The sequence below is a fragment of the Neoroseomonas eburnea genome (genome assembly GCF_018129005.1).
Classification (GTDB): Bacteria; Pseudomonadota; Alphaproteobacteria; order Acetobacterales; family Acetobacteraceae; genus Neoroseomonas; species Neoroseomonas eburnea.
The window spans coordinates 40,194-58,769 of the sequence record NZ_JAAEDL010000024.1 but is presented as its reverse complement, the minus strand read 5'-3'; the positions used below and the strand labels follow the sequence as shown (position 1 = coordinate 58,769).

Annotated in this window: 17 protein-coding genes; 4 read left to right on the top strand and 13 right to left on the bottom strand. The window is 70.4% G+C overall.

Features of this window, described 5'->3' with window-relative positions:
- Window positions 1-190: 190 nt before the first annotated feature.
- From GXW74_RS20675 to GXW74_RS20620, 12 genes are all read right to left on the bottom strand, one after another.
- Complete coding sequence (locus GXW74_RS20675; RefSeq protein ID WP_211848449.1) at window positions 191-2,293, bottom strand: heavy metal translocating P-type ATPase; 2,103 nt, start codon at window positions 2,291-2,293, stop codon at window positions 191-193.
- Between the two features lie 37 nt (window positions 2,294-2,330).
- Complete coding sequence (locus GXW74_RS20670; RefSeq protein ID WP_211848448.1) at window positions 2,331-2,990, bottom strand: methyltransferase family protein; 660 nt, start codon at window positions 2,988-2,990, stop codon at window positions 2,331-2,333.
- Entirely contained in the window at window positions 2,990-3,220 is a 231-nt protein-coding gene (locus tag GXW74_RS20665) for a DUF2933 domain-containing protein (protein ID WP_211848447.1), read from the bottom strand. Before GXW74_RS20665 ends, GXW74_RS20670 begins: the two co-directional genes overlap by 1 nt.
- Window positions 3,221-3,225: 5 nt before the next feature.
- On the bottom strand, window positions 3,226-3,675 hold the full coding sequence (locus tag GXW74_RS20660; protein WP_211848446.1) for a hypothetical protein: 450 nt from the start codon (window positions 3,673-3,675) through the stop codon (window positions 3,226-3,228).
- Between the two features lie 81 nt (window positions 3,676-3,756).
- Window positions 3,757-4,383, bottom strand: coding sequence for an RNA polymerase sigma factor (locus GXW74_RS20655; protein ID WP_211848445.1), 627 nt, complete (start codon window positions 4,381-4,383; stop codon window positions 3,757-3,759).
- A gap of 18 nt (window positions 4,384-4,401) precedes the next feature.
- Window positions 4,402-4,830 carry a CopM family metallochaperone gene (copM, locus tag GXW74_RS20650; protein ID WP_246523769.1) on the bottom strand — a complete coding sequence of 143 codons (429 nt, stop codon included), beginning with the start codon at window positions 4,828-4,830 and terminating at the stop codon, window positions 4,402-4,404.
- Between the two features lie 135 nt (window positions 4,831-4,965).
- Complete coding sequence (locus GXW74_RS20645; protein WP_246523767.1) at window positions 4,966-6,324, bottom strand: ATP-binding protein; 1,359 nt, start codon at window positions 6,322-6,324, stop codon at window positions 4,966-4,968.
- 8 nt (window positions 6,325-6,332) lie between these two features.
- Entirely contained in the window at window positions 6,333-7,067 is a 735-nt protein-coding gene (locus GXW74_RS20640; protein ID WP_211848444.1) for a response regulator, read from the bottom strand.
- 10 nt (window positions 7,068-7,077) lie between these two features.
- Window positions 7,078-7,464, bottom strand: a complete 387-nt coding sequence (locus GXW74_RS20635; protein WP_211848443.1) for a hypothetical protein — start codon at window positions 7,462-7,464, stop codon at window positions 7,078-7,080.
- 21 nt (window positions 7,465-7,485) lie between these two features.
- The gene (locus tag GXW74_RS20630) at window positions 7,486-10,599 is read right to left on the bottom strand and encodes an efflux RND transporter permease subunit (RefSeq protein WP_211848442.1); all 3,114 of its coding nucleotides are present in this window, start codon (window positions 10,597-10,599) and stop codon (window positions 7,486-7,488) included.
- Window positions 10,600-10,611: 12 nt separating this feature from the next.
- Window positions 10,612-12,165 (bottom strand): efflux RND transporter periplasmic adaptor subunit, encoded by a 1,554-nt coding sequence (locus tag GXW74_RS28665; RefSeq protein WP_211848441.1) that lies wholly within the window; start codon window positions 12,163-12,165, stop codon window positions 10,612-10,614.
- A 155-nt stretch (window positions 12,166-12,320) separates the two neighbouring features.
- Window positions 12,321-13,511 (bottom strand): TolC family protein, encoded by a 1,191-nt coding sequence (locus GXW74_RS20620; protein ID WP_211848440.1) that lies wholly within the window; start codon window positions 13,509-13,511, stop codon window positions 12,321-12,323.
- 267 nt (window positions 13,512-13,778) lie between these two features.
- Here GXW74_RS20620 and GXW74_RS20615 point away from each other — a divergent pair, with 267 nt between their 5' ends.
- The 4 genes from GXW74_RS20615 to GXW74_RS20600 all read left to right on the top strand — a co-directional run bounded on the left by GXW74_RS20615 (window position 13,779) and on the right by GXW74_RS20600 (window position 18,338).
- A complete protein-coding gene (locus GXW74_RS20615) occupies window positions 13,779-13,979 on the top strand; it encodes a heavy-metal-associated domain-containing protein (protein ID WP_211848439.1) in 201 nt (66 codons plus the stop codon).
- 16 nt (window positions 13,980-13,995) lie between these two features.
- Window positions 13,996-16,536, top strand: coding sequence for a heavy metal translocating P-type ATPase (locus GXW74_RS20610; RefSeq protein WP_408903887.1), 2,541 nt, complete (start codon window positions 13,996-13,998; stop codon window positions 16,534-16,536).
- Window positions 16,536-17,012, top strand: coding sequence for a Cu(I)-responsive transcriptional regulator (gene cueR, locus GXW74_RS20605; protein WP_211848438.1), 477 nt, complete (start codon window positions 16,536-16,538; stop codon window positions 17,010-17,012). The genes GXW74_RS20610 and cueR overlap by 1 nt, the downstream gene beginning before the upstream one ends.
- 228 nt (window positions 17,013-17,240) lie before the next feature.
- The gene (locus tag GXW74_RS20600; protein WP_338148296.1) at window positions 17,241-18,338 is read left to right on the top strand and encodes a LysR family transcriptional regulator; all 1,098 of its coding nucleotides are present in this window, start codon (window positions 17,241-17,243) and stop codon (window positions 18,336-18,338) included.
- Here GXW74_RS20600 and GXW74_RS20595 read toward each other — a convergent pair.
- Window positions 18,302-18,574: a DUF2274 domain-containing protein gene (locus GXW74_RS20595; protein WP_211848436.1), complete on the bottom strand. Its 273-nt coding sequence runs from the start codon at window positions 18,572-18,574 to the stop codon at window positions 18,302-18,304. The two genes, GXW74_RS20600 and GXW74_RS20595, sit on opposite strands and share 37 nt — an antisense overlap.
- Window positions 18,575-18,576: the final 2 nt, after the last annotated feature.

The following is an 18,576-nucleotide window of genomic DNA, read 5'->3' as shown; positions in this document are numbered from 1 at the left end:
GCGCGTCGCCGCCGGTGCAGTGCAGGGCGGCGAAGGCAATCTCCCACGCGGTGCCGTCGTGCCAGAGGGTGTAGAGGGGCAGCTGCAGAACCTCTCAGGTCAGCATCGCCGGCATGGCTCGGAGGAGCGTCGCGCGTATCATCGCCAGCCACGCCGGCGGATCCTTCGGCATCACGGGAGACACGGCCTGTCATGATCCGGACGCGCCGCGCGCGATGTCGGCCCGCAGCGCGGCCAGCCGCCGCTCCCCCTGCCGGCCCAACAGCCGCGCATTGACCGCGACCACGACGGTCGAGAGCGACATCAGCGCCGCGCCGACGGCCGGCGTCAGCAGCACGCCCCAGGGTACGCCGATACCGGCCGCGAGCGGAATGGCCACGACGTTGTAGCCGGTCGCCCAGGCCAGGTTCTGGGCCATGCGCGCATAGGTCGCGCGCGCCAGCGCCAGGATCGCCACGACGTCGCGCGGGTCGTTTCGCACCAGCACGATGTCGGCAGCCTCGGCCGCCACGTCCGTGCCGGCACCGATGGCGATGCCGAGGTCGGACTGCGCGAGCGCCGGCGCGTCGTTGACGCCATCGCCCACCATCGCGACGGTCAGGCCGCGGGCCTGGATCGACTGCACGACCTCGGATTTCTGGTGCGGCAGCACCTCGGCGCGCACTTCGTCGAGGCCGAGCTCGCGCCCGACCTGCTCGGCGACGGGCCGCGCATCGCCGGTCAGCATCATGCAGCGCAGCCCGAGCGCGCGGAGCTGGCGCACCGCCTCACGGCTCTCGGGACGGACGACATCGGCGAGCGCGATCGCGCCGGCCAAGACGCCGTTCGCCGTGACGAACACCACCGTACGTCCGGCCGCCTGTTCCTCGGCGACATGCGCATCTTCAACCGCGATCCCGCGACGGCGCAACGTGCCGGGGCTGACCACCTCAACCTCGATCCCCTCGATCGTCGCGCGCGCGCCTTCGCCGGGCAGGTTGCGGAAATCGCTGGCCGGCGGCGGGACGATGCCGCGCGCCTCGGCGCCGCGCAGGATGCCCTTGGCGATCGGATGCTCGGACGCGGCTTCGAGCCCGGCCGCCAGGCGCAGCACCGCCGTCTCGTCCAGGCCCGCCCCGAGGGGGACCACGGACGCGACGCCGAAGCGCCCTTCGGTGAGCGTGCCCGTCTTGTCGAATACGACCACCTGCAGCGCACGCGCGCGCTCGAAGGCGGCGCGGTCGCGGATCAGCAGGCCGTTGCGGGCGGTGAGCTCGGTGCTGACGGCCACCACCAGCGGCACCGCGAGGCCGAGCGCATGCGGGCATGAGATGACCATCACGGTCACCATGCGCTCCAGCGCGAAGGCGAGCGGCGCGCCCAGTAGCAGCCAGATGACGAAGGTGCCGCCGCCGACGCCGATCGCGACCCAGGTCAGCACCGCGGCGGCGCGATTGGCGAGATCCTGCGTGCGCGATCGCGTGGCCTGCGCCTGTTCGACCAAGCGGATCACCTGCGCGAGATAGGTCTCCCCGCCGGTGCGCTCGATGCGCACGGTCAGCGCGCCCTCGCCGTTGACCGCGCCGCCGACAACATGGGCGCCGATGGCCTTCTCGACGGGACGGGATTCGCCGGTGAGCATGCTCTCGTCCATCGAGGACCGGCCCTCGGTCACGATGCCATCCGTCGGCACCTTCGCACCGGGGCGCACCAGCACGAGGTCGCCGGGACGGAGGTCGGCGATCGGCACCTCCTGCTGCGCGCCGCCCTCGCCAAGCCGCGTCGCCGTCGCCGGCATCAGCCGCACCAGCGCCTGCAGCGCCCCCGAGGCGCCGAGCACCGACTTCGCCTCCAGCCAGTGGCCGAGCAGCATCACCAGGATGAGGGTCGCGGTCTCCCAGAAGAAGACGTCGCCGGGCAGCCCGGCGAGCACCGCGAGCGAATAGACATAGGCGGAGACGATGGCGAGGCTGACGAGGGTCATCATGCCGGGCCTGCCCCGGCGCAGCTCGCCCGACAGGCCGGCGAGGAACGGCCAGCCGCCATAGAAGAAGACCGCGCTGGCGAGCAGCGCCTCGATCCAGGTGCTGCCGGGGAAGGCGATGACCCCGGGCAGGCCCACCAGCATCTGGATGTGCTGCGAGAGAACCACGACGGCGAGTGTCAGCGGCAGGCAGGTCCAGAAGCGGCGGCGGAAATCGGCGACCATCGCGCCGTGGTCGTGGCCGGCCTCGCCATGGCCGGCATGGGGGGCGGTGACGGCAGGCGGTGTGCCGTGGGCGCCATGATGGTGATGCGCGGCGTGGTCATTCATGCGTCGTGTGTCTCACGTCGGTTGCGCGGTGCGGGGTTCATCGCGAGGCCGCCGGCCCCGAGGCGGCGCGCCTCCAGGTCGGGATCCAGGCCGGAACACTTCGCGCCCAGGCGGCGTGCTCGGCCCCGAAGCGTTCGGCCGCCGAGGCGTCCTCACGTGCGGCGAGGCGGAGGTACATGACGACCAGCACCGGATACATCGCGAGCGTGATCAGCGTCGGCCACTGCAGGAGGAAGCCGGTCGTGATCAGGATGAAGCCGGCGTATTGCGGGTGCCGGATGCGCGCATACGGCCCCGCCGTCGCAAGCCTGCCCGATCGCGCTGCCCGATAGAGGACGGGCCACGCCGCCGCGATCAGCCAGAAGCCAAGGAGGATCAGCGCCGTGCTGATCAGGTGGAACGGCCCGAAATGCGGGTTGACCCCGGGTCCCGCGATCATTTCGAGCAGGTGTCCGCTGTCATGGCTGAACCAGTTCACGCCAGGCCAGCGCGTCTGCAGCCACCCCGCCAGCAGATAGATGGTCAGCGGGAAGCCGTACATCTCGGCGAACAGGGCGACGATGAAGGCCGAGAAGGCGCCGAAGCTCCGCCAGTCTCGCGCTTCGAGCGGACGCGCGAAACTGTAGGCGAAGCCGATGAACAGCGCGGCATTCACGGCAGCGAGCAGCCAGAAGCCGTACTCGGCGGATGGGATCATCACTGCTTCCCCCCGCCGCCATGGTTGTGGCCGCCATGCATGAAGACGTGCATGAGCGGGCAGAGCAGGATCAGGCCGAAGGGCAGCCACTGGAAGACATGCGCGGTGTGGCTGAACAGCAGGTAGGCGGCGAGCGCGACGGCGAAGATGCCGAAGGCAACGCCCGTGCGGGTCCGCCAGAATCCCGCCTGCGTCGGACGGCCGGCTGGTTCGTGCGTATCAGTGGGCATCGCGGTCACTCCGACCGCGCGACGGCCGCCGGACGCGCCGACGCGCCCGCTCCGTCGCCCGCGCGTGCGGGACGGCGCGGTGCCTCCGCAGCCCGGGCCTGCTCCGTGCCGTGCGGAACGGATGGCGGCTGTCCCGTGGGCATCGCAGGCTCCGCCATGTCCGGCGGCTGCGGAAAGGCGCGCAATGCGGCCCTGAACGGCGCGCTTGCCGCCTCGATCAGCGTGACGCAGCATTCCATCTGGATCGCCATGACCGATAGAGGATGTCGCGCCTGCGCGATCCGCTGGCCATGCGCCGCGAGCCGGTCGATCGTTTCCTGGACCGCGCCGGCCTGGGCGGCGGCAAAGGTGGAGGCGATGGCCTGGACCTGCGTGGTCACGTCCATCGTGAGTGCGACCGGATCGAGGCGCCGGTGGTCACCCGGCTCGGTCGGTGCCCTGGTGTCCTCGTGCATGTCCCGCTCTCTCCTTCCATCACATGGCCGGCCCGGCCTTCGCCGAGCCTCAGGTGAACAGACGGCGCCGGGCGCGATCCCTTACACGTCCGGCAGGGCTGGCGACGGGCAGATCCATGGATCGAAGCGCCCGTCGTCTGAACAGGCATCGCAATGCGCCAGCATCGCGGCGCGCAGGGCGGCGCGCGCGCGGTGCAATCGCACGCCGAGCGCGTTCCTCGTCAGGCCGAGGCGCGCTGCGTGCACGGCTCGATCTTCGCTGCGCAGGTCGATCGCCTGCAGCAGGTCGCGCTCCTCGGGCCTCAGCGCGGCGAGCACCTCTCGCAGGCAAGCGCAGGGGTCGCCGCGCGCCGGATCGGCCGGCGGCGGTACCGCGTACTCACTTCGCTGAGCCAGCGAGAGGGGGTCATCGGACCGATATCGCCGGCGTTCCATCCGTTCCGATCTGCGGTGATCGGCGATGGTGCTGCGCAGCACGGCCGCGAGCCAACCGCGCGCCGCGGCGGTGTCGCGCAGCTGCGGCGCCCGCGCCAGCGCGCGGAGACAGAACGCGGCCATGATCTCGCCGGCAGCCTGCGCGTCACCGTCGCAGCGACGCAGAACCCACCGGCGGATCACCTCGAAGTCTGCGGCAAGAATGGCACGGACCGGCGTTTCCGCGCCGAACCGTGCGACAGGGTCGGACCGCCGCAGATCGCTGGTCTGCATGGCCGGACCCATGCCGGATCAGCGCGCCGGCAGCCGCGCCAGCATGGCGCGCATCTGGGCGATCTCGCGCTCCTGCGCCGAGATGATCTCCTGTGCGAGCTGGCGGATCTCCGGGTCCCGGCCGTGTTGCAACACGATCCGCGCCATGTCGATCGCGCCCTGGTGGTGCGGGATCATGCCGGCGACGAAATCACGGTCGGCATTGCCGCTGTACTGGATCGCCATGTCGCGGTGCATCTTGTCCATGGCCGCGGCGAAGGCCTGCGAGGACGGCGCCGAAGCCCCCGGGCCAGCCGGCTGCATCGGCATCTGGCCGTGCTGCATGCCGGGCATCATCTGCCCGCCCGGCATCCGGTGCCCGGGCGGCATGCCCTGCGCGAGCACGTAGCCCGCGCCGCCGCCGGCGAGCGCGGCGACCGCGGCCGCGGCGAGGATGGAACGACGCATCTTCAACTCCTTCATGGTCTGGGCACCTGATCGGTGACGCCGCGAAGGTCGGACAGGCGCGTGTCCTGCGCATCAACACAGTATGACAAAAGATGTCAGGGGCCCTGGACGGCAGCCGATCGTCGGTCGGTAGGATCAGCGCCTGCGCGGCAGCTCCGCGAGGATGGTCAGGCCGCCCGCCGGCCGGTTCGCGAGCCTGATCGTGCCGCCATGCTGCGAGATCACCTGGCGCGCGATGGTCAGGCCGAGGCCGGTTCCGCCGGTGCCGCGGTTTCGCGAGGCTTCGAGCCGCCGGAAGGGTTCAAAGACCGCTTCCATGTCGGCTTCCGGAATACCGGGCCCATCGTCATCGATGCGCACCAGGATGCGTTCAGGCTCGTCGTCGAGCTGCACGCGGGCCGCCTTCCCGTACTTCACGGCATTGTCGATGAGATTCGCGAAAGCCCGCTTGATGGCGACTGGGCGGCAGGTGAGGCGGGCCTGACCCGGCCCCTCGTAGCGCGCATCGGCGCCGGCATCGGCGGCGGCGTCGCACAGCGTCTCCAGCATGGCGACGATGTCCGTGGGGCGCTCGGCCTCGAGCTCGTCCTCGCCGCGCAGGTAGGCGAGGGTCGCGCCGATCATCGCGTCCATCTCGTCGAGGTCGCTATCGATCTGGCGCTGCGCCTCGGGATCATCGAGGAAGCCGGCGCGCAGCCGAAGGCGCGCGATCGGCGTGCGCAGATCGTGGCTGACCGCCGCGAGCGCCTGGGTGCGGTCGGCGATCAGCTTGTTGATGCGCGCCTGCATGCGGTTGAAGGCGAGTGCGGCGTGGCGCACCTCGCGCGGGCCGGTCTCGGGCATGCGTACCGTCGCACCCGGCAGGCCGATGCGGTCGGCGGCATCGGACAGTTGCCGCAGTGGGCGCCCGATGAGCCGCACCACGAACAGGCCGAGGAGCAGGATGCCAGCGGCCATCGCGCTGGTGGACAGCAGGCTTGCGTGTTCGGCCGTGGGCGGCCGGAACAGGCCCGCCGAGAAATTCAGCCATGATCCGTCGGGCAGTTCCACGGCACCGATGATGACGTGGCGAAACTGCTCCCCATCCGGCATCGGCGCGGTTCCGTCCTCCGCATAGCCAAGCCGCAGGCCGCTGGTTCGAAGCTCTGGAACCAGTTCGACAAGCCGGGCACGCAGCGCCTCGATGCGCGGACTGGATTCCTCGACAAGCCTGACTGCCGGCGCCGGAGTCCAGTGCATGTCGAGGCTTGCGGAGGAGAGCGCATGCGCCGTCCTGTCGCGGTCGGCCACCGGCAGCTCCGCCACCGCACGCTTCGCTGCCGCAAGGCGTTCCGCGGTCTGTCGCTCCCGCGTCGAGCCCAGCACGGCATCCGTCCCGACCTGATGCAGCCAGAGGCTGCCGACATGGAAGGTCAGCAACCCCACCAGCAGCACGAGGACGATTCGCCCGCCCAGCGTATCGGGCACGAGGCGCAGCCGGGACCGGTCGGGCAATGCCCCGCTCACCCGCGGACGACCGCGGGGACGAACATGTAACCCGCACCGCGGATCGTCTTGATGATGGTCGGGCTGTCCTCGCTCGGTTCCATCTTCCGGCGCAGCCTGCTGATCATGACGTCGACCGTCCGGTCGAGCGTATCGGAGACGCGGTTGCGCGCCAGGTCGAGCAACTGGTCGCGGCTGAGGACGCGCTGCGGATGTTCGCAGAAGGCGAGCAGCAGGTCGTACTCCCCGCCGGAGAGATCAACGGCAACCCCATCCGGCGCGGTGAGTTCGCGCCGGCGCGTGTCGAGCGCCCAGCCAGCGAACAGAAGACGGTCCGCGACCAGGCCTGACGTGCGCGGTTCGCTGCCCTGGGCACGCCGCAGCACGGCACGGATGCGCGCAAGAAGCTCGGGGCGCGAGAAGGGCTTCGGGATGTAGTCGTCCGCCCCCAGTTCGAGGCCGAGCACGCGATCGGTCTCGTCGCCGCGGGCCGTCACCATGATGATCGGCACCTGCGTCTTGGCGCGCAGCGCCCGCGTGAGATCAAGGCCCGACTGTCCGGGAAGCATGACGTCCAGGAGGATGAGGTCGACCGGCGCATTCGCCAGGGTCTCCCACATCTCGCGCCCGTCGCGCGCGCCGCTGACCCGATAGCCGTTCTGGCGCAGGAACTTCGCAATCAGCGTGCGCATCTCGCCGTCGTCCTCGACGACGAGCAGATGCGCCTCGGGCGTCAGGAGGTCCGGCGACATCCGGTCATCCTCACTCCGAATCGCGCGGGGTGAAACGGCCTTGTGCCGGGCGCTGCCCCGGCAGGGTCACCGTGACCACGACGCGCATGCCGGTCGCCGCGGTGAAGTCCCCCTGGCCGCGCATGACGTTGGCACCGGCTGGGGCGAGCGTCACGGTCGCCTGCCGGCCGCCGGCGAGGACCACCGCCTGCCCGGTCGCGCCTTCCACAGACCGCGGACGATCGGCATTGTCGCTCAGGAAGAGCCGCAGCTCGTTGCCTTCCGCGACCAGCTCCCCGTGGCCGCCGGCAAGGTCGATCAACTGGCCGCCATTCGGCCCGCGTGTGGTGTGCGCGCGCGCGCCGTGCGTTAGCGCAGGAAGCAGGGCGGCTGCGGCGAGAAGTCTGCGTCGGTGCATGGTCGGTATCCTTTCGTCGTCTCAATAGGCCTCGGCGACCTTCATTTCCTGCTGCCGCTCCATCAGGCTCGCTAGGGCCGGCCGGCCGAAGCGGTGGAACAGCAGCGGCGTGAGGAAGGTGTCGAGAAGCGTCGCGGTGATCAGGCCGCCGAAGATGGTGACAGCGACAGGGTGGAGGATTTCCTTGCCCGGCTCGCTTGCGCCGATCATCAGCGGGATCAGCGCGAAGCCCGCCGACAGCGCGGTCATCAGCACCGGCGTCAGGCGTTCGAGGCTGCCGCGCAGCACCAGGCCGAGGCCCCAAGGCTCGTCCTCAAGCAGGGCAAGGTTCAGGTAGTGGCTGACCTTCAGGATGCCGTTGCGGGTGGCAATGCCGGCCAGCGTGATGAAGCCGATCATGGAGGCGACCGAGAGCGGCTGCCCGGCGATCCACAGCGCCGCGACCGCGCCCACCAGCGCCAGCGGCACGTTGCCCATGATGATCAGCGCCAGCACCGCGGACCGGTAGCGGCTGTAGAGCACCATGAAGATCAGGGTCAGCGAGACCAGCGACAGCATGGCGATCAGCCGCGATGCTTCCTCCTGCGCCTGGAAGGTGCCTTCCAGCGCGACGAAGTAGCCGGACGGCAGCGGCGCGCTCGCCATTTCATTGCGGATGCGCTGCACGATCGCGGCGGTGTCGCTCCCGTCGGTATTCGCCAGGACCACGATGCGGCGCCGACCGTTCTCGCGCAGGATCTGGTTCGGGCCGTCGGTGTCGCGGATCTCAGCCAGAAGCGACAGCGGCACGCGCCCGCCCGGCGTCTCGATCATCAGCGTCGAGAGGCCGGTGCCGGTGCGGTCCTGGTCGGCGAGGCGCAGCACGAGGTCGAAGCGCCGCGCGCCGTCCACCACCTCACTGACCACCTGGCCGCCCGACATGTCCTGCACTGCCTGCCCGATGGTCGCCGCCGACACGCCATGCAGCGCGGCGCGTTCGTGGTTGACCGTGACCTGCAACTGCGGGACGCGCACCTGGCGCTCGATCTGGAGGTCGCGCAGGCCGGGCACCGCGGCCAGGCGCTGCTGCATCTGCTCGGCGATGGTGCGAAGGGTGTCGAGGTCATCGCCGTAGATCTTGAGCGCGATCTCGGCCCGCACGCCGGAGAGCATGTGGTCGAGCCGGTGGCCGATGGGCTGGCCGATGTTGAGGCTGCCGGGGATGATGCCGAGGCGTGCGCGGATGTCGGCCGCGATCTCCTGCTTGCCGCGACCGGACGGGTTCAGCGTGACGTCGATCTCCGAGGAGTGGACACCCTCGGCATGCTCGTCGAGCTCCGCCCGTCCGGTCCGCCGGCCGACTGAGCGCACCTCCGGGACCTGCATGATCAGCCGCTCCGCCGCCGTGCCCAGGCGGTTTGCCTCGGCGAGGCTGATCCCCGGCTGGAACTGCAGGCTGATGGTCAGCGTGCCCTCGTTGAAGGGCGGCAGGAAGGCGCGCGGCAGGAAGGGCAGCGTCGCGACGGCGATGGCGACGGCGCCGCCGGCAACAACATACATCAGGCGTTCCCGCCGGAACGCCCACAGCAGGGCGATCCTGTTCCCGGCCTTCAGCTTGCGGACCATCCAACCGTCGCCATGGTCCATCCGCTTCATCCGCGGCAGCAGGTAGTAGCAGAGCACCGGTGTCACGGTGATGGACACGATGAGCGAGGCCAGGATCGAGACGATGTAGGCGATGCCGAGCGGCGCGAAGAGGCGTCCCTCGATGCCCGACAGCGCGAACAGCGGCACGAAGACCAGGATGACGATCATGGTCGCATAGACGATGCCGGAGCGTACCTCCTGGCTGGCTTTCGCGACTACCGTGAAGACCGGCAGAGGATTCCCTCTTTCGCGGTTCTCGCGCAGGCGGCGGAAGACGTTCTCGACATCCACCACCGCGTCGTCCACCAGTTCGCCGATCGCGATCGCGAGGCCGCCCAGCGTCATGGTGTTGATCGACAGGCCTAGCAGGTGAAAGACGACCACGGTGATCAGCACCGACAGCGGAATGGCGGTCAGTGAAATCAGGGTGGTGCGCACGTTCAGCAGGAACAGGAACAGCACCACGGCCACGACGGCCACAGCCTCGAGAAGCACGGTCTGCACGTTGCCGATCGAGGCCTGGATGAAATCTGCCTGGCGGAACTGCACGTTGTCCGCGGTCACCCCGGGCGGCATGACGCGCTGAAGGTCGCGCAGGGCCTCCTCGACGGCGCGTGTGACGACGACCGTGTCGGCATTGGGCTGCTTCTGGATCGACAGGACCACCGCCGGCCGGCCCATGCTGCCCGCCTCGCCCCGGCGCAGCCGCGCGGCGAAGTCCACCTCGGCGACCTGACGCAACAGAATGGGCTGGCCGTTGCGCAGCGTGATCGGCGCGTTGGCGAGGTCCTCGAGCCGGGTGGTGCGGCCAATGTTGCGGATCAGGTATTCGCGCCCGGCCTGATCGACGTAGCCGCCGCCGCTGTTCGCGCCGAACTGGCGCAGGGCGGCCACAATCTGCTCATGCGTGATGTCGAGCGCATGCATGCGCGCAACGTCCGGTGTGACGCGATACTGCTTCACCTCGCCGCCGATCGGGATGACCTGGCTCACGCCTGGGATGGTCAGCAGGCGCGGGCGCACCACCCAGTCAGCGAGTTCGCGCAGCTGCATCGGGCTCGCGCGGCCGTCGGTCGACATCGCCACGAGCATGATCTCGCCCATGATCGAGGAAACGGGCGCCATCTGCGGCACGACATTCGGCGGCAGCTGCGAGCGCACCAGCGACAGCCGCTCCCCCACCTGCTGGCGATTGATCCAGATGTCCGTGCCCCAGTCGAACTCCACGAAGACGATCGACAGACCGACCCCCGAGACCGATCGGACGCGCGTCACCCCTGGCATGCCGTTGAGCGCGGTCTCGATGGGGAAGGAGACCAACAGCTCCACCTCCTCCGGCGCCAGGCCTTCCGCCTCGGTCAGCAGCGTGATCACTGGCTTGTTCAGGTCGGGAAACACGTCCACCGGCAATTGCCGCAGCGTGAGCGAGCCATAGACGACCAGGATGGCCGCGGCCGCGAGAACGAAGAGCCGATTGCGCAGGCTCGTGGAGACGAGGAAGTTGAACATGGCGCGCGGCCCTCAGCGGATCTGCGCGATGAGGCTTGCGGCCTCGGTCACCACGCGGTTGCCCGGCTCAAGACCGGCCAGGACGAGCACATTGCGCCCATCGAGCGGCTGTACGCGCACCGGTCGGGGGACGAAGCGCTCCGCCGACGCCATCTCGAACACGATGGGCGGGCCTTCCGCGCTGCGGATCACCGCTTCGCCGGGGAGGACGATGCCGGCGGCACGACGGTTCGTCTGCACGGTGACCGTCACCGGCGTGCCGACCGACAGGCCGGGCGGCGCGTTGACGATGCGGAACTGCAGGGGCACCGCCTGCTGGCGGAGCGCGAGGCCACGTCCGATGAAGGCCAGATCGAGGCCCAACCCACCAGCGGTCGTCGCCCGCGCCCCGGCGATGTCGGCGACCATCCCCCCATCATAGGCCACCGCCTCGACCCATAACCGTGTCGGCTCGACGATCTCGAACAGCGGCTCGCGCGCATCCACGATCTGCCCGCCCACGGCGGCGACGACGCTGATGAACCCTGATGCCGTCGCCTGCACGGCGAGCCGGCCATTCAGACCTTCGGCAACTGCTGCCCGGCGGGCGCGCAGTCCGTCGAGCTCGGCCCGCGCCTCAGCGATCTCGCGCGCCGAGACGCTGCCGGCGAGGCCCGCAAGCCGCTGCGTCCGCTGCTGGGCGATGCCGATCTGCGAGTCCAGCTCGGCCAGCGTCGCCTGCACGCCGCTGCGTTCCTGCGCGCCGAGGACGGGTACGATATAGGCCATCGTCTGGCCGCGTTCGACACGGCTGCCGAGCGTCGGAAACCCTGCTGGCGGCGCTTCGACCCTGCCGGCCTGCGGCGCCTGTACGCGACCCGAGGCGTTCGGGTCGGCGATGACCTGGCCAACCAGCTGGAGCGCAACCGGCGCGTCGGCGCGATCCACCATCGCAGCGCGCACGCCGAGCAGTCGCTGCGTCGGCTTCGGCACGAAGACGCTGCCATCTGGCTGTCGGCGCGGCTGATCCATGGGCTGAGCGGTCGCGGGAAGGGCCAACAGCCCCAGAATCAGCGCCATCGGCGCTGCTGCCGCCCGCGCCGGCACCCGCCCGGCCGCCGGCTTGTGGTGCGGCTCCGACACGGCTTCCGTCATCGGCTTCAGGGCGATTCCATCCGGCGCCACCATCGGCGGCAGGTTGCGAGGTGCCGCGGCCCTGCCGATCACGACGCCGAGCAGCAGCAGAGCCAGCCCGGCCGCCCATGCGACGGGTTCCGCCGCGGCCCGCGTCGCCGTCTCGCGCCAACCCTGCGTCACGACCGACGCCGCCGCAGCGGCCGGAACCTCGATGTCCAGCGGCAGCAGATCCATGTCGGCCCCTGCCGTAATGGTCAGGATCAGACTGCGCGCGCCCGGTTGGCCGAGCAGCGGATGTGCGATGACATAGGTCGCCTCGGCGCTTCGCGTAACCGGCACGGGTTGACCGTCCAGGGTCGCCGAGATCTCGGCATTGTCGACCGGCTCGGCGGACGGATAGCGATCGAGGTAGAGCCAAAGCCGTGCATCGGGTCCGAGCACGCCGACCACATCGAAAATGTCGGAATGTGCGATGCCGCGCGGTGCCGCATTCGCCGGGGGCGGTGCCTCATCGCCGTGTCCAGGATGGGCGAGCGCCGGTACGGCAGCGAGGAGACCGAACAGGGCTGCGAAGACGAGGCGACGGATCATGGACGCTGGCTGCTTCACGGTTCGACCCCGATCGCTTGGTTGTAGCGGGAAATGGCCTGGCGCAGCGCCACTTGCGCCCGCCGGCGGTCGGCATCCGCCGCCGTCACGATGGTCCGTACGCGCAGCGTTTCTGCGAGCGTTGCCTGACCTTCGCGAAAGGCGCGCTCTCCAAGCGACGCAGCCTCGGCCAGCGCGGCATGCCGCTGGTCGGCGAGGCGGGAAGCGGCTCGGGCATCCGCGAGCGCGGCGCGTGCGCGGTCGCGTTCGGCGGCGACGAGCCGTTCGGCCGACCCGGCTTCGGCCGTCGCGGTCGTCAGTTCGCCCTGCGCGGTCGCGCGCCGCTCCGCGTTGCGCGGCGGATGCGCCAGCGGAATCCGGACACGCACGCCGAAGCGGGTGTCCCAGCCGGAGTCGCGATCGTCGCGTTCCTGGCGCATGAAGGCGGCGATCTCCGGGCTTTCGCGGTCCTCCACCTCGGCGATGCGAATGCCCGCGCGGGCCACATCAAGGCCGAGCCTGGCTGCGACGATCCGGGGATGCTCGGCGGGCGCGGTACCGTCGCGCAGGACTTCCTGCCAGCCAGGGGCGGCGTTCCGTCCGGTCAAGGCGCGAAACGCGAGCTGCGCTTCCCGCACCGCGGCTTCCGCCTCCCGCAACGCGCCCTCGCTCTCCCTAGCATCCGCTGTGGCGAGAAGTTCTTCCGCGCGCGACACCTGGCCGGCGCGCGCTTGGCGCGCAACGTCGCGCGTGAGGGCTGCGGTGCTCGATGCGCGCGCACGCGCTGCCGCGAGGGCCGCGTCCGCGACGGCCCACGCCCAATACGCGTCACGCACCTCCCCCGCGATGAGGAGGCGTCGCGCCGCGATCTGCGCCGCGAGCCGCGTGCCTTCGGCATCGGCGAGGCCTCGCTGGGCGCGCGACTGTCCCGGCAGCCAGACCGGCACACCGACCTCCACTTCGGCTTCACGAAAGCCGCGGTTCTGGGTGAAGCGATCGGTCGTGTAGCCGAGCCCGACGCTGGGCGCGCCCGGTGTGAGGGCGTTTGCGCCGCGAAGGCGTGCGTCGATGGCCCCGCGCTGCACCTCGAGGGTGCGCAATTCGGGACTGAGGCCGGCGGCCGCCTCGAAGGCGTCGCGCAGCGGGTTGGCCTGCGCCGCGACGGCGCCGCCCGTCAGGATGACGGTCAATACCAAACGGATCAGCACCGAATCCCCTTTCCGCGCGCCCCTCGGAGAACCGCGTATGCCCGCCGCACGCGAACGGGTCTTTTCCCGTTCATGACAAAACATTGCAGCAGTCGGCTTGTCGCTGCGTGACCGGCGACAAGGCTGCCTGGCCAAGCTGGCAAGACGCGTGGCGTTGACCTGCCCCCGACCAGACTCACCGACATGGAGGTTGAGATTTCGCTTGACCTTCCCAATGTGGGAAGCGCGATCGACGTGTCTCCCGCAATACTCGAACAGGAGACAAGCATGACCCGCTTCGAAATCCCCGACATGACCTGCGGTCATTGCGTCAAGACCGTGACCGAGGCGGTGCGCTCGGTCGATCCGGTCGCGCAGGTTCAGGCGGACCTCGCGACGCACAGCATCGGCGTGATCAGCAACGCGAACGCAATGAGTCTGTCGGCCGCAATCACGGCGGCCGGCTACCGCAACACGCCAAGCGCCTGACGCCGGAGCACAAGGCATGGCCCCCGACACCAACATGATGGAGGCGATGCCTGCGCGTGCGGCCTCCAGCCCTCTGCCGCCCGAAGCGCGGGTCTCGGTCCCGATCGAGGGCATGACCTGCGCCTCCTGCGTGCGCCGCGTCGAGCGGGCCATCGCCGCCGTCCCCGGCGTGTCTGCCGCAGCCGTGAACCTCGCGACCGAACGGGCCGAGATCCGCTTCGACGGCACGCCGGACCTGCCGGCGGTGCTCGGCGCCGTCAGCCAGGCCGGCTACGGCATCGGCACCGAGACGACCGACCTCGCCGTGGAGGGCATGACCTGCACCTCCTGCGTCGGCCGCGTCGAGCGCGCGCTGAAGGCCGTGCCCGGCGTGACGGAGGCCGCGGTGAACCTCGCCACCAACCGCGCCCGCGTGACGCACCTGCCCTCGGTCGCCACCGCGGCGCTGATCGGGGCGGTGCGTGGCGCCGGCTACGGCGCCGAGCGCCTCGGCACCGAGGCCCCGGCCGATCGCGGCGACCGCGAGCGCGCCGCGCGTGCGGCGGAGATCCGCGGCCTGGCGCGCAGCCTCGGCCTCGCCGCCGCGCTGACCCTGCCGCTGGTGGCGCTGGAGATGGGCGCCCATCTCTCGATGACGCTGCATCACGCCATTCGCGACAGCATCGGCTTCGCGCTGAGCTGGCAGATCCAGTTCGTGCTCGCCTCGCTGGTGATGTTCATTCCCGGCCTGCGCTTCCAGACCAAGGGCTGGCGGGCGCTGCTGCGCGGCGCGCCAGACATGAACTCCCTGGTCGCCATCGGCACCGGCGCGGCCTTCGCCTATTCGACCGTCGCGACCTTCGCGCCCGCCCTGCTGCCCGAGGGCGCGCGGCATGTCTTCTTCGAGGCGGCAGCGGTGATCGTCACCCTGATCCTGCTCGGCCGCTGGCTCGAGGCGCGGAGCAAGGGCCGTACCTCCGAGGCGATCCGGCGGCTGATGGGTCTGCAACCCCCCACCGCGCGCGTGCTGCGCAACGGGCAGGAGCAGGAGATCCCCGCGGCGCAACTGCTGGCCGGCGACATCGTCCTGGTGCGGCCGGGCGAGCGCATCCCCGCCGATGGCGAGGTGACCGAGGGCGCCTCCTTCGTCGATGAGGCGATGATCACCGGCGAGCCCGTCCCGGTGGAAAAGACCCTGGGCGCGAAGGTGACCGGCGGCACGGTGAACGGCACCGGTGCCTTCCGCTTCCGCGCCACCGCCGTGGGCGGGGAGACAGTGCTCTCGCAGATCGTGCGCATGGTGGAGCAGGCGCAGGGATCGAAGCTGCCGATCCAGGCGCTGGTGGACCGCGTGACGATGTGGTTCGTCCCCGCCGTGCTCGCCATCGCGGCGCTGACCTTCGGCGTGTGGCTGGTCTTCGGGCCGGATCCGGCGCTCGCCTTCGCGCTGGTGAATGCGGTCGCGGTGCTGATCATCGCCTGCCCGTGTGCGATGGGCCTGGCGACGCCGACCTCGATCATGGTCGGCACCGGCCGCGCGGCGGAACTCGGCGTGCTGTTCCGCAAGGGCGAGGCGCTGCAGGCGCTGCGGGATGTCGAGGTCGTCGCCCTCGATAAGACGGGTACGCTGACCGAAGGCCGCCCGACCCTGACCGACCTCTCGGTCGTACAAGGCGAGGATGAGGCCACGATCCTGGCACTGGTCGCCGCGGTCGAGGCGCAGTCCGAACATCCCGTGGCGCAGGCCATCGTCGCCGCGGCGCGGAGGCGCGGCCTGGTGCTGCCCGAGGCGGCTGCCTTCGAGGCCGTGCCCGGCTTCGGCGCCACGGCGCTGGTGGATGGGCAGCGCGTCTCGGTCGGCGCCGACCGCTACATGGCGCGGCTCGGCCTCGACGTGGCCCCCTTCGCCGCCACGGCGGCCGCGCTCGCGGACCAGGGACGCACCCCGCTCTATGCGGCGATGGACGGGCGCCTCGTCGCGGCGCTGGCGGTGGCTGACCCGGTCAAGCCCGGGACGCCTGCGGCACTCGCCGCGCTCCGGGCGCAGGGCCTGCGCATCGCCATGGTGACCGGCGACAACAGGCGCACGGCGGAGGCGATCGCGCGGGGCCTCGGCATCGAGGAGGTGGTGGCCGAGGTGCTGCCGGACGGCAAGGTCGCCGCCGTGCAGGGCCTGCGCGAAGGCGGGCGGAAGGTCGCCTTCGTGGGCGACGGCATCAACGATGCTCCGGCGCTTGCCGCCGCCGATGTCGGCCTCGCGGTCGGCACCGGCACCGACATCGCGATCGAGAGCGCCGACGTCGTGCTGATGTCGGGCGACCTCGGCGCGGTGGCGACGGCCTTCGGGATCAGTCGGGCGACGATGGCCAACATCCGGCAGAACCTGTTCTGGGCCTTCGCCTACAACGTTGCGCTGATCCCGGTCGCGGCTGGCATACTCTGGCCCTTCGGCGGCACGCTGCTCTCGCCGATGCTGGCGGCGGGCGCGATGGGGCTCAGCAGCGTCTTCGTGCTGGCGAATGCACTCCGGCTGCGGCGGTTCCAACCCGCCGCGGCCACCGGGCGGGAGGGACGGTGATGAATATCGGTGATGCGGCGAAGGTGTCGGGCGTCTCGGTGAAGATGATCCGCCACTACGAGGCGATCGGCCTGCTGCCGGCGGCCACGCGGACCGAGAGCGGCTACCGCGTCTACCGGCCCGAGGACGTGCACGCGCTGCGCTTCATCCGCAACGCGCGCGACCTCGGCTTCCCGCTCGCGGAGATCGAGGAACTGCTCGGCCTCTGGCGCGACCGGGCGCGCGCGAGCGCGGAGGTGAAGCGCCTCGCGCTGGCGCATGTCGCCGCCATCGACGAGAAGCTGAAGGCGCTGCAGGCGATGGGCGATACGCTTCGGGAGCTTGCTGCGTCCTGCCATGGCGACCACCGGCCGGATTGCCCGATCCTCAAGGGTATCTCCGGGGCACGGACCTTGGCGCCGATGCGAAACGACGGAGGCGCGCACCCCGCCGAGAGACTGCGACACGCGAGCATCACTCGGGCTCCGCCTCGGTAGGGCGTCTTTCTCTCCATGTCCCACGATCGGCGGTACCCCACTCGAAGGCGCGAGATACGAGCAACGCCAGTGGAAGCTGGCGGACCTGCCTCCCGTTTCTTTGATCGCCGTGGGCGGAGACAATCCGGTTCACGGTTGGGCCGGGACACGGAGAGGTGACGCTGAAGAAGATCGCCATTGGCTGGCAGCGACCGGTCATGCCCCTCTGCATGGGCGCTGCCGAGGCCGGTGGTTGAGGCAGCCGCTGCACATACTATCTCAGCGATCTCTGCGGCCGGTCCTGCGCGACCGAATGAGGGCATCGCGCTCCATGGCCCGCGCTCGACCGGGATCGGGGTCGGCCGGCAATGGAGGCTGGCCTGGGTGCCGCGACAGCCTAAATGGTGGGGAGCGAACGCCGGCCTCCTGGGGGCGATCGACCTGCGTGGACTGACGCTGGCGATCGCGGTAGCTCGAAGCCGAAGCATCCGAGTGGCGGCGCGCGGCGCGGGTCTGACGGCATCGGCGGTCAGCCGGCGGCTTCGTGCGCTGGAGGATGGGCTCGGCGTGTCCCTGTTCGAGCGGCGATCATCGGGCATGAAGCTGACAGAGGCAGGCGAAAGGTTCCTCGCGGACGCGACGCGGCTGCTCGACGAGGTACAGGACGCGGCGAGCCGCGCGCGGGACGCCGGATCGGCAGCGACCGGTCGGCTGGTGATCGGCACCTACTTTTCGGCCTCAACTGGCCGCTTCCGGGACGCACTGATCCGATTTGTCCGGCAGCGTCGAAGGATCGAGGTGTGGCTTCGGGAGGGAGGGAGGCACGACCTCCTGACCGCGGTCCGTCGCGGAGATGTTGACCTCGCCCTATTGCTGGGCCCGAACGAGGAACCGGGGCTCGAGCGTTTGGCTCTTTGGCATGAGTCCGGGATGGTCGCCCTGCCCGAGCAGCATCACCTTTCTGATCGAACGCTTGTCCCATGGCAAAGCCTCGCCGGTGAGACCTTTATCGTTACGCCACGCGGCTCCGGGCCAGAGGCACGAGCGAAGGTCGAGGCGTTGCTGCCGGCCGGTCATGCGGCGCGTTTCACAGCGCACGATGTCGGCCGCGAGGCGATGTTCAACCTCGTTGGCGCCGACCTCGGCGTCGCGGTGCTGGCGGAATCCGCCTCGGGTGCGTCCTACCCGGGTGTCGTCTTTCGGCCGGTCGGCGACGAGAATGGGCCTACCATGGTGGAGGCGTCCGCGTATTGGGACCCTCGGCGTGATAATCCGGCGCTACGTCGGTTCCTTGCGTTGCTCCGCGCGACTCAGGATCCGTCTTCGCGCGGTAGCGGTGCAGACTGACGCTGCCGCGCTAGCGTGGGGCGCGCGGACCGTCGCGCTGAGCGGAACCCCCGGTCGCTCGCGAGGAACCGCGCCAGCATGGGCGCGACCAGCTTCGTGGGCTCGACCTGCTGCCCTGTCTCACGCGAGAGCGCATCCGCGTAGGCGACCAGGTCGCGGTGCAGCTCCGCCGGCAACTCGACGGTGAGCTTCACCGGACGGTCGTCGAGGATCGGGCCGAGCTTCAGCTTCGGCATGG